General features: G+C 37.3%; 14 protein-coding genes, 1 pseudogene and 1 riboswitch. Of the genes and pseudogenes, 12 read left to right on the top strand and 3 right to left on the bottom strand.

The window, feature by feature from the left end:
* Nucleotides 1-392 precede the first annotated feature (392 nt).
* The 10 genes and pseudogenes from EDX97_RS06385 to EDX97_RS06335 all read left to right on the top strand — a co-directional run bounded on the left by EDX97_RS06385 (nt 393) and on the right by EDX97_RS06335 (nt 8870).
* Nucleotides 393-1016: a class II aldolase/adducin family protein gene (locus EDX97_RS06385; RefSeq protein ID WP_128520334.1), complete on the top strand. Its 624-nt coding sequence runs from the start codon at nt 393-395 to the stop codon at nt 1014-1016.
* Between the two features lie 17 nt (nt 1017-1033).
* Nucleotides 1034-2101 carry a zinc-binding dehydrogenase gene (locus EDX97_RS06380; RefSeq protein WP_128520333.1) on the top strand — a complete coding sequence of 356 codons (1068 nt, stop codon included), beginning with the start codon at nt 1034-1036 and terminating at the stop codon, nt 2099-2101.
* Between the two features lie 17 nt (nt 2102-2118).
* Nucleotides 2119-2427 (top strand): PTS sugar transporter subunit IIB, encoded by a 309-nt coding sequence (locus tag EDX97_RS06375; RefSeq protein WP_128520332.1) that lies wholly within the window; start codon nt 2119-2121, stop codon nt 2425-2427.
* Nucleotides 2428-2454: 27 nt separating this feature from the next.
* The gene (locus tag EDX97_RS06370; RefSeq protein ID WP_128520331.1) at nt 2455-3711 is read left to right on the top strand and encodes a PTS transporter subunit IIC; all 1257 of its coding nucleotides are present in this window, start codon (nt 2455-2457) and stop codon (nt 3709-3711) included.
* A gap of 27 nt (nt 3712-3738) precedes the next feature.
* Nucleotides 3739-4197: a PTS sugar transporter subunit IIA gene (locus tag EDX97_RS06365; RefSeq protein WP_128520330.1), complete on the top strand. Its 459-nt coding sequence runs from the start codon at nt 3739-3741 to the stop codon at nt 4195-4197.
* Nucleotides 4198-4258: 61 nt separating this feature from the next.
* On the top strand, nt 4259-4840 hold the full coding sequence (locus tag EDX97_RS06360) for a hypothetical protein (RefSeq protein WP_128520329.1): 582 nt from the start codon (nt 4259-4261) through the stop codon (nt 4838-4840).
* 12 nt (nt 4841-4852) lie between these two features.
* The gene (locus EDX97_RS06355; protein ID WP_128520328.1) at nt 4853-6139 is read left to right on the top strand and encodes a sn-glycerol-1-phosphate dehydrogenase; all 1287 of its coding nucleotides are present in this window, start codon (nt 4853-4855) and stop codon (nt 6137-6139) included.
* Between the two features lie 3 nt (nt 6140-6142).
* Nucleotides 6143-6949: an HAD-IIA family hydrolase gene (locus tag EDX97_RS06350; RefSeq protein ID WP_128520327.1), complete on the top strand. Its 807-nt coding sequence runs from the start codon at nt 6143-6145 to the stop codon at nt 6947-6949.
* Nucleotides 6950-6961: 12 nt separating this feature from the next.
* Nucleotides 6962-7773 (top strand): annotated as a pseudogene (locus EDX97_RS12255) (zinc-dependent alcohol dehydrogenase); the annotation flags it as partial.
* 449 nt (nt 7774-8222) lie between these two features.
* Nucleotides 8223-8870: an HAD family hydrolase gene (locus EDX97_RS06335; RefSeq protein ID WP_148039806.1), complete on the top strand. Its 648-nt coding sequence runs from the start codon at nt 8223-8225 to the stop codon at nt 8868-8870.
* A 45-nt stretch (nt 8871-8915) separates the two neighbouring features.
* Here EDX97_RS06335 and EDX97_RS06330 read toward each other — a convergent pair whose 3' ends face one another.
* Nucleotides 8916-9506: an ECF transporter S component gene (locus EDX97_RS06330; protein WP_128520323.1), complete on the bottom strand. Its 591-nt coding sequence runs from the start codon at nt 9504-9506 to the stop codon at nt 8916-8918.
* A gap of 78 nt (nt 9507-9584) precedes the next feature.
* A riboswitch (FMN riboswitch) is annotated at nt 9585-9703 on the bottom strand.
* 39 nt (nt 9704-9742) lie between these two features.
* Nucleotides 9743-10264 (bottom strand): anaerobic ribonucleoside-triphosphate reductase activating protein, encoded by a 522-nt coding sequence (gene nrdG, locus EDX97_RS06325; protein WP_128520638.1) that lies wholly within the window; start codon nt 10262-10264, stop codon nt 9743-9745.
* A gap of 125 nt (nt 10265-10389) precedes the next feature.
* Between nrdG and EDX97_RS06320 the strand changes: the two genes are divergently transcribed.
* Entirely contained in the window at nt 10390-11814 is a 1425-nt protein-coding gene (locus EDX97_RS06320) for an alanine/glycine:cation symporter family protein (protein ID WP_128520322.1), read from the top strand.
* Entirely contained in the window at nt 11807-12760 is a 954-nt protein-coding gene (gene mmuM, locus EDX97_RS06315) for a homocysteine S-methyltransferase (protein ID WP_128520321.1), read from the top strand. Before EDX97_RS06320 ends, mmuM begins: the two co-directional genes overlap by 8 nt.
* 35 nt (nt 12761-12795) lie before the next feature.
* On the opposite strand, the gene EDX97_RS06310 is transcribed toward mmuM, so the two are convergent.
* The gene (locus EDX97_RS06310; protein WP_128520320.1) at nt 12796-13698 is read right to left on the bottom strand and encodes a LysR family transcriptional regulator; all 903 of its coding nucleotides are present in this window, start codon (nt 13696-13698) and stop codon (nt 12796-12798) included.
* Between the last annotated feature and the right edge of the window lie 48 nt (nt 13699-13746).

The raw sequence follows: 13746 nt of genomic DNA, 5'->3' as shown, positions 1-13746 counted from the left end.
TTTACCATTCCTTTCAATGTTTCTATTCTTATCTTAACAATGGATTGGATTTTAAAAAGATGAGTTATTTTCCCAATTATGAAAAAAATTGTATAATTTTCTACTTTATATGGTGTATTATTTATTATTTTTTTTCGTTTTATTCATTCTATTTATATAAAGCCAATACACATTCCTCTATGTTTTATTTGTATATGTATAAATATATGTATAAAAATCCATTTGTAAAATAATTTATGTGTTTTCATGAATTACTTTATTTTCTTTTTTGATTATAAAAAGTACAAATTATTTCTTGTTGGGAAATATCTACTTCTTTTCATAATGGTGAATATCGTTTAAATTGTAAGCGTATTCAAAAAAACAATAACCAAAAAAGGAGGAATTATTGAATGAAATCAGAGGAAATAAAAGAGCAAGTGGTTCTTTATTCCAAGATTCTTGATCAGAAAGGGCTGGTTAATTCTTTGGAAGGTAATATTTCCATTTATGATCGTGAAAACGATTTATTATATGTTACCCCAACATCAACAAGAAAAGAATTTTTAAAACCAGAAGATATCGCAATCATGAAAGGCGATGATCAAGTTGGTGGAAACAAAAGACGTTCGAGTGAATATTTGTTGCATAAAGTTGCATTAGCTGCAAGGCCAGATTGCAATGCAGTTGTACATGTGCATGCACCTTACATGACAGCCTATGCGTATTGCAACAAGAGCATTGACATTCGTTGCTCAACCACATTCGCCATCTTACATGATGGAATTCCATGCATTCCTTATGGATTACCGGGTAGCTTGGATATCACAAATGGTCTATCCGAAGCGATTCAAGGACATGACATTGTATTGCTAGCGAATCATGGTTTGGTATGTGTGGCAAAAACATTAGAGCATGCATGTGCTGTTGTTGAAGCAACAGAAGAAGTATTAAAAATTTATAATTTGGCTAAGACAATGGGCGTTTCCAATCTTTCCGATGAAGATCTGGAAGCCATAAAGAAAGCAAAGCGATAGGAAAGGAGGTATGTAAGATGAAAGCAGCAGTAATGTATGGACCTAGTGATATACGTGTAGAAGAGATAGAAACACCTGTTTGTCCGGAAGATGGATTGCTCATTAATGTACGAGCCGTTGGTTTATGTGGATCGGATATTCGAAATATGACGACAGATTCTCGACAAGGTAAATATCCACATGTATTTGGGCATGAAATTGTTGGAGAAATCGTTGAAAAAGGACCAAAAGTCAGAGGATATGAATTAGGTGAAAATATCTATGTATATCCAGCAGATCATTGTGGACATTGCGAAGCCTGTCGTTCAGGACACTCGGAGATGTGCGAAAACCAAGGAAAGTATACGGAACGAGTAGGTGGATTTGCAGATTATTATGTGGTTACAGGTACGCAATTATCCAGAGATTCTGTATTCAAATTGGCACCGGATCAAGATGTAATAGCTGCCACATTGGCAGAACCATTATCATCGGTTTATGCTTGCCAAGATAATATCGATGTTCGATATGGGGATACAGTAGTTGTGATTGGTGCAGGTCCCATTGGATGTTTCCATATTCAATTGGCACGATTAAGAGGGGCTACAAAAATTGCAATGGTGGAATTGAATGAAGAAAGATTGGAATTAGCAAAGCGATTTGGTGCGGATTTGTATATCAATTCTTCAAAAGAAGATCCAGTGGAAGCCATCAAGAAATGGACCCATGGAAAAGGGGCCGATAAAGTAATTTCAGCAACACCGGTTACGGCAACCCAAAATCAAGCATTGTATATGACACGCAAAGGTGGCATTGCTGTTTGGTTTGGTGGAGTTGCCAAAGGTAAATTGGCAGAAATAGACACGAATTATGCTCATTATAATGGCTTATGGATTTATGGACATTTTGGTGCAAATAGTATTCAGGTGGAACAGTCATTCCATCTGGCTCTGTCGGATGCTTTTGAAGCCAAGAAGTTTATTACTCATATTTTGCCATTGAGCAAAATCAACGAAGGAATCCAATTAACCAAAACAGGGGAGGCAATTAAAGTTGTCTTGATTCCAAATGAAGAGAAAAATAAAGATCTACTACCTAATGAATAGAATGGGAGGAATGAAATATGGCAGAAAGACCAGTTGAAATTTTAGTGGCTTGTGGAAGTGGAATCGCTTCGAGTTCAGTAGCTGCTGAGGCAGTAAAGAAAATTTGTAAAGAAGCAGGTATTCCTGTGAATGTGCATAAAGGAACTGTGCAGACGATTCAATCATCTGCAAAAAATATGGATATTGTAATGACAACATCTAATTTCCGAGGACATATTGACAAACCATTGATCAAGGTTTTCGGTTTAATTTCCGGAATTGGAAAAGATAAAGTTGCTAAAGAAATCGTTCAAACATGTAAAGAAGTACTTGCAAAACAAGAGTAAGAAAAGAATTGAGGAGAGACTTAGACTATGGATATTTTAATGAATGCCGTCCAGACATTATTAGGAATGGGCGCCACAGCCATCTTGCCAATCATGATTTTGATTCTAGGTTTAGTATTCAGAATGAAGTTTGGCGAAGCATTGAAAGCAGGTTTATTAGTAGGTATTGGTTTTAATGGTTTGGGATTAGTTATTAATTTATTGTTTTCAACCATTCAACCAGCAGTTGATTTTTATTCGAAATTAGGACATGGATATACTGTTACTGATATGGGATGGGCGGCCGTAGGTGCTGCATCTTGGTCTGTACCATTTGCCCCATTTGTTGTGCCAGTTATCTTTATTATCAACATCATTATGATTCGAATGAAATGGACAAAAGTAATGAATGTAGATATTTGGAACTTTATCCATATGTTAATTCCAGGTGCATTAGCTTATGCAATGTTTAATAATGTTTGGATTGGTATCTTGATTACTTTGATCATGGCTGTTGTAGCTATTAAATTTGGTGAACATGTTGCACCAGCTTGGCAAGATTATTATGGATTGGAAGGTACAACATGTTCAACCGCATCGTTCGTATTGATGTATCCAATTTTTGAAGCTCTGGATAAATTGTATAGTAAAATTCCTGGATTAAATAAGGTAAATGTAAATGTTGATGAATTATCACAAAAATTAGGTGTGTTTGGTGAATCTTCATTTATCGGTATTGTTGTTGGTGTCATTTTAGCTTTGATGACTAAACAAAATGTAACTGGTGTATTCCAAATGGCCATTGGATTTGCCTCTGTCTTAGTATTGATTCCACGTATGGTTGCTGTCATGATGGAAGGTATCACTCCAATTGGTGGTGCAGCGAACGAATTTATGTCGAAATGGGTTGGTGAAGAAGACACATTATTGATTGGTATGGATGTATGTTTAGGATTAGGTGATCCAACATGTATCGTTATCACAGCCATCATGATTCCTTATACAATCTTATGTGCATTCATTATTCCAAATATGAATTACTTCCCTGTTGGTATCTTGTCTGTTGTATGTTATACAGTTGTAATGCCAACATTGGCACACCGTGGTAATTTCATTCGTACATTGATTTCTTGTATCATCATGATCACTTTCATTGCTTGGGCAACTAACGTATTTGCTCCAGAAGCAACAATGATGGTATCAACAACAGGATTGAAAGTTAAAGGTATGGTAACCGATTCGTTCTTCGGATACAACTTGATGAACGTGTTACTAGAAATTATTCACCGTTTATTTATGATGTAATAGATGATTTTGGAGGATGCGCATTACATGGATGATATGAAATATTTTGCAATAGAAGGGCATGCAAACACAGATTTTGAAGCGATACACCTTTGTGCCCAGAAATTAAAGGAAGAAGGATATGTAACTGATCAATTCGAGTCAAATTGTATCAATCGAGAAAAAGAATATCCTACAGGCTTGCCAACGGTTGTTCCCGTAGCAATGCCACATTCAGAAGCATCCGGAGTAGTAAAAAATGCTATTTGTATGTTGAAGTTGGATAAGCCCGTTTGTTTTCGACGCATGGATGATGAGACAGAAGAAATATCAGCAAAAATGGTATTTAATCTAGCATTAACAGATTCTAGTCATATGGAAATTTTACAACATTTGATGGGTTTGTTTGCAGATACAGATAAAATGCAAGATCTATATGATACAGATGTAGTAAATCTTCCAGAAAAACTTGCGGCTTATATCAAACAAGGTCAAGAATCAGAATAGCCACGAATAAGCCACAGATTCTCTGTGGCTTATGTTTGCTTTTTATGAAAAGGGGAATCATATGTTAACCAAGAAAATCACGTGTAAATACACAAACAGTGAAGAAATTATTGAACAATATATTAATACTGCCAATAGACAGAATGAAATTCCTATCATTGGTGTCATGATCATGGGAATCCTATTGGGAGTATATGGTCTCATGACAAATCCTGGATCACATATGAATTATATTTGGCTTGGAATAGCAGCTTTAATGGCTTTTGGTGAGATGTTTTCATCTCGCCGCATGGTAACCAAACGACAAATTAATAGATATAAGAAAAAATATGGAAGAGTCAATAATAAAATAGAGATCACATTATCAGATAAGGTTCATTACTCTATTGATGGTTATCGAATGGATTATAAATGGCACTCTATTGTTGAGATAAAAGAGACAGATGATTTATTGATTCTATGCTATCCAAGTGAAATGATACCTTTGAAAAAAGAAGGAATAAAAAATGTTACTTTGGATGATACCCGAGAATTTATTAAAGATCACATTGCTATAGATAAAGCAATGTATACAGAGAAAAAGAAGAAAAAATCAATATATAAAAGTATAAAAGGAATGCAAAGACATAGAGTTGTAGAATGATAAGGAGTAAATATGCAAATTGATGTAAATAAAATCAGGGGACTATGTGATCCGGAAAAGAATCAAAAGATTTATGTCGATGATTTGATCATTGAAAAGGGGGCCCTTCAAAAGCTTCCCATAGTTTTACAAGAAAAGTATCCACAATATAAGAATATTGTTATGATTTGTGATGAAAATACGTATCAGGCAGCTGGTAAAACGGTAGAGCAAATTGTACCAAGTGTTCATACAATTATTTTAGACCCAACAAATTTACATGCAGATGAACATGGGGTGGGGTTAGCAGAAGAAGGATTGAAACAATATCCAGATGTTGATTTTATGATTGCGTGTGGATCAGGAACAATTCATGATATCACTCGTTATCATGCGTATCACAAAAAAATCAATTTCTTATCTATTCCAACTGCTGCCTCTGTAGATGGATTCGTTTCTACAATGGCTGCGATGACATGGAAAGGTATGAAAAAGACATTTACAGCTGTTAGTCCCATTTTTGTATTAGCCGATAGTGATATCTTTGCGCATGCACCCAAACGATTAACAGCCAGTGGAGTGGGTGATTTATTAGGAAAATATACAGCATTATGTGATTGGCGAATTGCTTCCGCCGTAACAGGTGAATATATCAGTTGGCCAATTGTAAATTGGGAATATGATATTTTAAAAGATTTAGTCAATAATTTAGATGGTATTGGATCAGGTGATTTAGCAGCCTATGAGAATTTAATGTATGGCTTATTATTAAGTGGCTTAGCTATGCAGATCATGACTTATTCTCGCCCTGCCTCTGGATGTGAACATCATTGTTCACATTTATGGGAAGAAGCAGCCATCAACGAACCGATCGATTATTTACACGGTGAAAAAGTTGGTGTTGGTCTATGCATCACTTCAGCTGTCTATAAGAAAGCATTGGCTAAACTAAAAGAAGGAAATTACACTGTTAAAGATCACATGGATGTGGAAGTTGATTTCATTAAGGAACATTTCAAAAATCCTGTTCTTCAAGCAGAAATCTTAAAAGAAAATGAAGACAATGTAATGGCAGGAATCACTGGTCAGCAATTGAAAGACCATGAAGCCGATATCATAAAAATATTGGAAGATCTACCAAGTGCGGAACAAGAAATTCGTTGGTTAAAAGATGTGCATGGATTGACAACATTGCCTGAAATTGGCCTAGATGAAAGTCTACGCTCATTGACATTGAAATTAAGTCCATATGTACGTCATCGTCTAACCTTTATGCGTCTGTTGAAATTCTATAGTTTCTACGATGAAATTGTTGCCTAGCCTATGTTGACCGATTTAAAAGAAATCCAAGAACGTATGAAAGGTATCAAGACCTTTATTCTTGATATGGATGGAACCATCTATTTGGGAAATGATTTGTTTCCCTATACGCATAAGTTTTTGGATACAGTAGAAAAAACAGGTCGGAATTATTATTTCTTTACCAATAATTCATCCAAGGATCTGGAGGCCTATACAACAAAACTGGGGAAAATGGGAATCGATATCACACCCGAACAGATGATGGTATCGACCGATGTGATCCTGGAATATTTGCAGGAACATCATCCAAAAGCCAAGCTGTATGTGGTTGGTACACCCGCTTTGTTACGTGCTTTTGAGAAGGCTGGATGGACACTGGATGACAAAGATCCAGATGTAGTCATTCTTGGATTTGATACCACGTTGACCTATGAAAAGCTATCGAAGCTATGTACGTTTGTTCGACATGGCAAGACGTATTATGGCATCAATCCTGATTTAAATTGTCCAGTCGAGGGTGGTGAATTCATTCCGGATTGTGGCAGTATCGCCAGATGTGTCGAATCCAGTACGGGAGTCTATCCAGAATTTTTTGGGAAACCAAGCCATCGTACGCTGGAGTATATTGTGAAGGCAACAGGATTAAAGCCGGAACAAATTGCGATCGTTGGGGATCGGATGTATACCGATATTGCGGTAGCCGATCATTCGGATGTTGTCAGTATCCTGGTACTAAGTGGCGAAACCAAAGAAGAAGATGTACCAAGCAGTAAACATCAACCAGATATCATGGTAGAGAATATTGGTGTGTTAGCCGATTTATTATGAGGTGGAGAAAATATGCAAGGAAAAATGAAAGCGCAAATGTTTTATGCACCAGGAGATGTACGATTTGAAGAAACAGATATTCCTCAAATTGGCGATGATGAAATTCTTGTTAAAGTTCGAGCTGCTTTAACTTGTGGAACAGATTTGAAGACATATCGTCGTGGTCATCCAACCATTATTCAACATACACCATCTACATTTGGCCATGAGTTTGCCAGTGATGTTGTTGAAGTAGGCAAGAATGTTACAAAATTCAAAGTAGGTGATCGGGTTGTTGGTGTAAATACAGCTCCATGTTTTGAATGTGAAAACTGTAAAAATAAACAGTATAGTTTATGTGAACATCTTCAATATTTGAATGGAGCATTTTCTCAGTATGTTGCTGTACCAGCACATATCTTGAAATATAACTTCTTTAAAATTCCAGATGGATTGCCATATGAATATGCAGCATTGCTGGAACCATTGGCATGTGCTGTACATGGTTTTGATTCCATCCCTGCCAAAGTTGGTGATTATGTTGTTGTAATTGGGGCAGGACCGATTGGATTGATGTTCATGGATCTTTTGAACTTGCATGGATGCCGTGTTATTGCAGCCGACTTGTCTGAACATCGATTGGAATTATCGAAGAATTTTGGTACCATTGCGCAAGTTAATGCAGGCGCACCGGATTATGTTGAACAAGTAAGAAATCTAACAGAAGGAAAAGGACCGCAAATCGTTGTAGAAGCAACCGGATTCCCAGAAGCATGGGAAAAAGCATTTGAAATGGCTCGTCCAGGAGCTACCGTGTTATGCTTTGGCGGAACAAAAAAAGGATCNTCGTTGTAGAAGCAACCGGATTCCCAGAAGCATGGGAAAAAGCATTTGAAATGGCTCGTCCAGGAGCTACCGTGTTATGCTTTGGCGGAACAAAAAAAGGATCTAAAGTCACATTTGATTGTGAGAAATTCCATTATGGAGAGATTACTTTGAAAGGTGTCTATCATCATACGCCATATCATGTACAATGGGCATTGAAACTGTTAGCCAGTGGAGAAATTGATGGTGGCAAATATATTAGCGGTTACTATCCACTAGAAAAAACAATTGATGCATTGGAAAGCATTGGCAGACAAGAAGGCATTAAATATGTTATCTTGCCAAATGATTCAAAAGAAGAATGGATGAAAAATAGAGAATAAATCGATTTTCTTGCTTTTAATGGAGGTATCAATGAATTGATATTACATTGAAAGCAAGTTTTTTTAGTGATGAAAGGAAATTGGAAATGATACAAGGCGCTATATTTGATTTAGATGGTTTACTGGTTGATACACAAAAGATTTATCAGATTGGGATGAAAGAGATAGGAAAGAAATATGAAATCGCAATGACCGATTCACTAGCAAAAGAATATACAGGAGCAAGTCCCGATCACATTGCTAAAGAAATAGAATTGAAATTTTCCGTTGATGGTGTAGCCTATATCAATGATGTATTGGAATATGTGGCAAAACAAGAATTGAATGATCTTTCTTTAAAACCAGGCGTTAAGGAAATGTTGACCTATCTTCAATCGTTCAAAATTCCAATGGCGGTAGCGTCTGGATCACCTCGTGCATTGATTGATCGAAACTTAAAATTAGTGGATATCGATGCTTATTTTTCAGTCATTGTCAGTACACAAGAAGTAGAACATGGCAAACCGGCAGCGGATGTTTTCTTGGAAGCAGCGCATCGATTGCAGGTAGAACCCAAACATTGCCTAGTCTTTGAGGATGCAATCAATGGTGTGAAAGCTGGTATTCGTGGCGGATTTCCAACCATCATGATACCCGATATCGTGCAACCAGATGCAGTATTGAAAGAAGCCACCTTTGGTGTATTTGATACATTGGATCAAGCTCTTTCAAAAATAAAATGCATGATGGGTTGATGCAGTCCCATCATGCATACAATGAAGTTGAATCATTGGAGAACACTATTTTTCATGAAAGATAAATTGAATACGGTTATAAATCAATACCATGATTACACCATTGATAATACCTTTGATCAAAGTAAATGGAACATTGAATACCAGTAACGCTTGTCCAATACTTTTAATCGATGGCATCAACAACTGATACATTTCTAAGATGGCTACTTCTGGAAATCCCAATACACTATAGTATAAAGGATAGATGATCCAATAATTAATTGGCCAACTGATCAAAGCCATAGCTAAAGCACCTAAGGCACTGGCTTTGAAAACCCCCGATTTTGTTGGATTCTTTTGGAATACATAGCCAGCTACTGCCGCAAATGTAGCACCAAGAAGGAAATTGGATAATTCCCCTACAAAACCCGATTGGCTGACAGCCATATGGATGATATTTTTGATCAACGCAATCAATACACCTGTTAATGGACCATACGCTAAAGCACCAATCAATTCCGGTAAATCCGAAAAATCTAATTTGATAAAACTAGGCATGATAGGAATTGAAATCTCAATATACTGCAAGATGATCGCAATTCCAATCAACATACCACATCGTGTAACTTTCTTTGTTCGATTATTAACTTCCATTCTTATACTCCCTTTCCTATGCCTTTGAAACAAAAAAATGGTGTACCACAAGGGGCACACCATGAAAAAAACTCGTATTCTTGTCTTTTCCCATCCGGACTCTAACCGTCGGTACTGGAATTTCACCAGTTCAGCCTCATATGAGGGTCATGGACTTTACCATCGGTAGGGAATTTCACCCTGCCCCAAAGACGTTATTTATTTGTTACGAGTACACCTTATATCAATTCTGTGATTTAGTCAAGATACAAGACAATCTCTTTTTGCACTAAACTTTTCTTCAAATCAATCACGCGTTGATTTTCTGAACCACGAAAAGCCAATTGGATGTTCTTTTGTTCCTCAATAAAAGGACCATCTACAAGCACATCAATATAGGATAAGAATTCATCCGTTACTGGGCCATGACGACGACCGCCATCCAATAGATCTTGATCTAAAATAAAGCCGGTCCAAGCCCAAATATCTTTCTTTGGATACAATTCTTTGGCTTTCTTACAAAGTTGGACCAATTCTTCTTGATTTGAAAATTCAAAGGGATCACCACCCAAAAGGGACAAGCCTTTACAGAAATCATTTTTCAAAAAATCAAGAATTTCCGCTTCGGTTTCTTTGGTGTAGGGCTTTCCATAGGCAAAATCCCATGTTTCGGGTTGGAAACAATTTTTGCAATGATTCGTACAACCCGATACGAATAAACTAATACGAACCCCTTCACCATTCGCAATATCATATTTTTTTATATTTCCATAATACATACGATCATTCCTTCTTTTCATACTCTATGATACATGCAAAAAGCAGATTCATCCACTTTGATAGAATATACACAAGACATATGAAAAACCTTGTAAATCCATATGAAATATGAGAAAATATTTTCATGTTTCGAATACTAACACAAATATCCAATATTCTATGGGGCACACCCATGACCATCGTTCTCATTGGAACCGGTATTTATTTATCCATTCGCTTTGGCTTCCGCTATAACTTTCGTAAAATCAAGTTTCATTTTCAAAATACCTTTGGCAAAATGTTTCAACCAGGCCAAGGAACCGGGAGCGTATCCGGATTTGCAGCGGCTTGTACGGCCATGGCCAACACGATTGGTGTTGGTAATATTGGCGGTGTAGCTTCGGCTTTGGTTTCTGGTGGACCGGGCGCTATCTTTTGGATGTGGATCTCAGGGCTATTCGGCATGTCGACCAAAGCCTGTGAAATTATTTTAGGCCAACGATATCGTGTGAAATACAATAAATCCATGGATGAATATATGTGTGATCGTTCATTTGTGATGCGCAATGCTTTGGGCTGGAAAACCGGTGCCGTTATCTTGGCCTTTGCGTGTTTTATACTTGGTCCTTGGACATGTTGCGTCCAAACCGAAGCGGTAACGAGCTCATTAAAAGAAGGCTTTCAAATCCCACCGATTCTTTCTGTTTCGGTTTTAGGTATCACCTGCTTTTTGACCATCTTTGGCGGATTGAAACGAATTTCCTCCATCATGGAAAAAGTAGTGCCATTGATGGCTTTGATCTATATTCTTGGCGGTCTAGGCATTTTATTGATGCATATTACCATTGTGCCACAAGCTTTCTTATTGATTTTTAAATCGGCGTTTACACCCATGGCAGGCATTGGCGGATTTGCCGGAGCTACCGTGCGAGATGCGATTCGATATGGTGTGGCACGTGGTTTGTATTCCAATGATGCTGGTACCGGATATGGCATTATTGCTCATGCCAGCGCAAAAACGGATCATCCAGTCAGACAATCTAGTTGGGGATGGGGTGAAGTTTTCTTGGATACGATCGTCGTCTGTTCGGTAACCGCACTCTCGTTGATTTTAACCAATGTATATATTGACTATCCAAATATTTCCAGTGCTCGATTGACCACCGTCGCCTTTAAAGTGGCTTATGGCCATATGGGCGGTTGGTTTATATCCGTTGCGATTGCAGTCTTTGCGTGGACAACGATCATTGGTATGTATTACAGTTGTGAGAAATCCGTGAACTATGCATTTGGTGATACAAAAAGAAATAAACTAGCAACAAAAATTTATATGATTTATTATATGTTACCTTGTGTTTTGTTTTATAACATCCAAGCCGATTCTTTATGGGCTATGACCGATATTTTATCGGCCATATACATTATTATTACTTTGATATTTATTTATTCAAAACAAAAAGTGATCATGGATCTATTCCATGATTTCTGGTTCCGTTTTATTCCTGAAAAAGAAGCAGGATTAAATCCAGAACCCGTTGTATTTGGAAAGGAAGAAAGTGAATATGAATAGACAATCTTTACAAGATGTATTGAATCAAGAAAAGATCATGATCATTGATGGATCCATGGCTACAGGCTTGGAGCTAAAAGGATATGATTTGAATCAAAGCCTTTGGACAGCCAGTGCTTTGGTTAATAAGCCGGAATGGGTCAAACAAGTGCATATGGATTACTTTAAAGCAGGAGCCGATTGTGGTATTACCGATAGCTATCAAGCTTCTATACCTGGCTTAATGGCTAAAGGATATAGTGAATCCGAAGCCGAAGCTTTGATTACAAAGTCGGTTACTTTATTTTGTGAAGCTCGCCAACAATGGTGGGAAGAAGAAGGAAAAGCGAGCGAACGCGTGTATCCTTTGTGTTTAGGAGCTGTGGGATCCTATGGTGCTTATCTTGCAGATGGATCGGAATATCGAGGAAATTATGGTGTTGATGAGGAAACTTTAATTCAATTTCATAAACGCCGTATGGAACTCTTATGGAAAGCTGGCGCTGATCTTTTGATCATCGAGACCCAACCTTCACTTACAGAAGCCTTAATTGAAGCAAAATTAGCGGAAGAATTAGGTGCTACCTATTGGATTAGTTTCACTTGTAAAGATGGCAAACATACTCATGAAGGCCAAACCATCGAAGAATGTGCCAAAGCATTGTCTGGTTTGCCTCATTTAGCGATGGTCGGTATCAATTGTACAGATCCAAAATATGTCGAATCCTTAATTCAAGAATGGAAGAAATATACCGATTTACCAATTGGTGTATATCCAAATAGTGGCGAAACCTATGATCCACTGACAAAAACATGGCATGGCCCAACCCAACCTATTCCCTATGAAAATTGGGCAGAAATTTGGATGAAAGCAGGTGCTAGTGCTGTTGGCGGTTGTTGTCAAACAGGAGTGGATCATATCAAACAAGTGGTTCGTGCTAGAAATCGATTTTTATCAAAACAATAAGTAAAATGCACCTCAAGTGAGGTGCTTTTCTTACTTTATATAGATAAATGTTTCTTTAAAGCTTCTTGGTAGAAAGATGCATATGGAGATAAGATCGTATGTTTACGCACGATGCATCCAATGCGCATTTGGGAAGAAAAATGTAAAGGACGAGCAATGATGTTGTCACCATTTAATTTTTGATCAATGACACCACTACAAACGGTAAAACCATGTAGTCCAATCAATAAGTTAAATAAAGTGGCACGATCTCGAACTTGAATATTCTTTGGAAAGTCTAACATCGGAATCAATTCCTCCGAAAAATAAAACGAGTTCTGTTCCCCTTGCTCATAGACAAGATAAGGGTAGGGAATTAAATCATCGATCTCAATGATATCTTTATGAGCCAAAGGATGATCTGCACTTAAAAAAACATGAGGATCTGCCACAAAGAGTTCAATGAATTGTAAATCCTTGTTCTTGATCATCTTCGATAAGATAGCTTCATTATCCGGTGATAAGTAGAGAATACCGATTTCACTCCGACCATTTGCGACATCATCAATGATTTCACCAGTCTGGGTCTCTCGTAAAATAAAGCTATATTGATCCGAATCAAAATGTCGAATCAAATCCACATACGCATTGACCGCAAAGGAATAATGTTGGCAAGAAACCGAAAATTTCGGCGTTCGCTTTTTCCCCTTGCCAAAATGATCTTTCATATTATCCGCTTGTTCCAATAACATGCGGGCATAAGAAAGCAGTTGTTCTCCTTCATGTGTGATCGTAATCCCTTTCTTGGAACGAATAAAAGCTGTTACGCCCATTTCTTTTTCCAAACTATGAATCGACGTACTTAAACTAGGTTGGGAAATATATAATTTTTCAGCCGCTGCCGTAATGCTTCCACACTCGGCGACGGTTACTAAATATTTTAATTGTTGAAGTGTCATAGAACCTCCCTCATATATTGTAACAGGTCATTAAAAAAAGCTATATGA

The organism is Absicoccus porci, assembly GCF_003725415.1.
Lineage (GTDB): Bacteria > Bacillota_I > Bacilli_A > Erysipelotrichales > Erysipelotrichaceae > Absicoccus > Absicoccus porci.
Note: the sequence above shows the minus strand (reverse complement) of the source record. Positions and strands in the feature narration are given on the sequence as shown.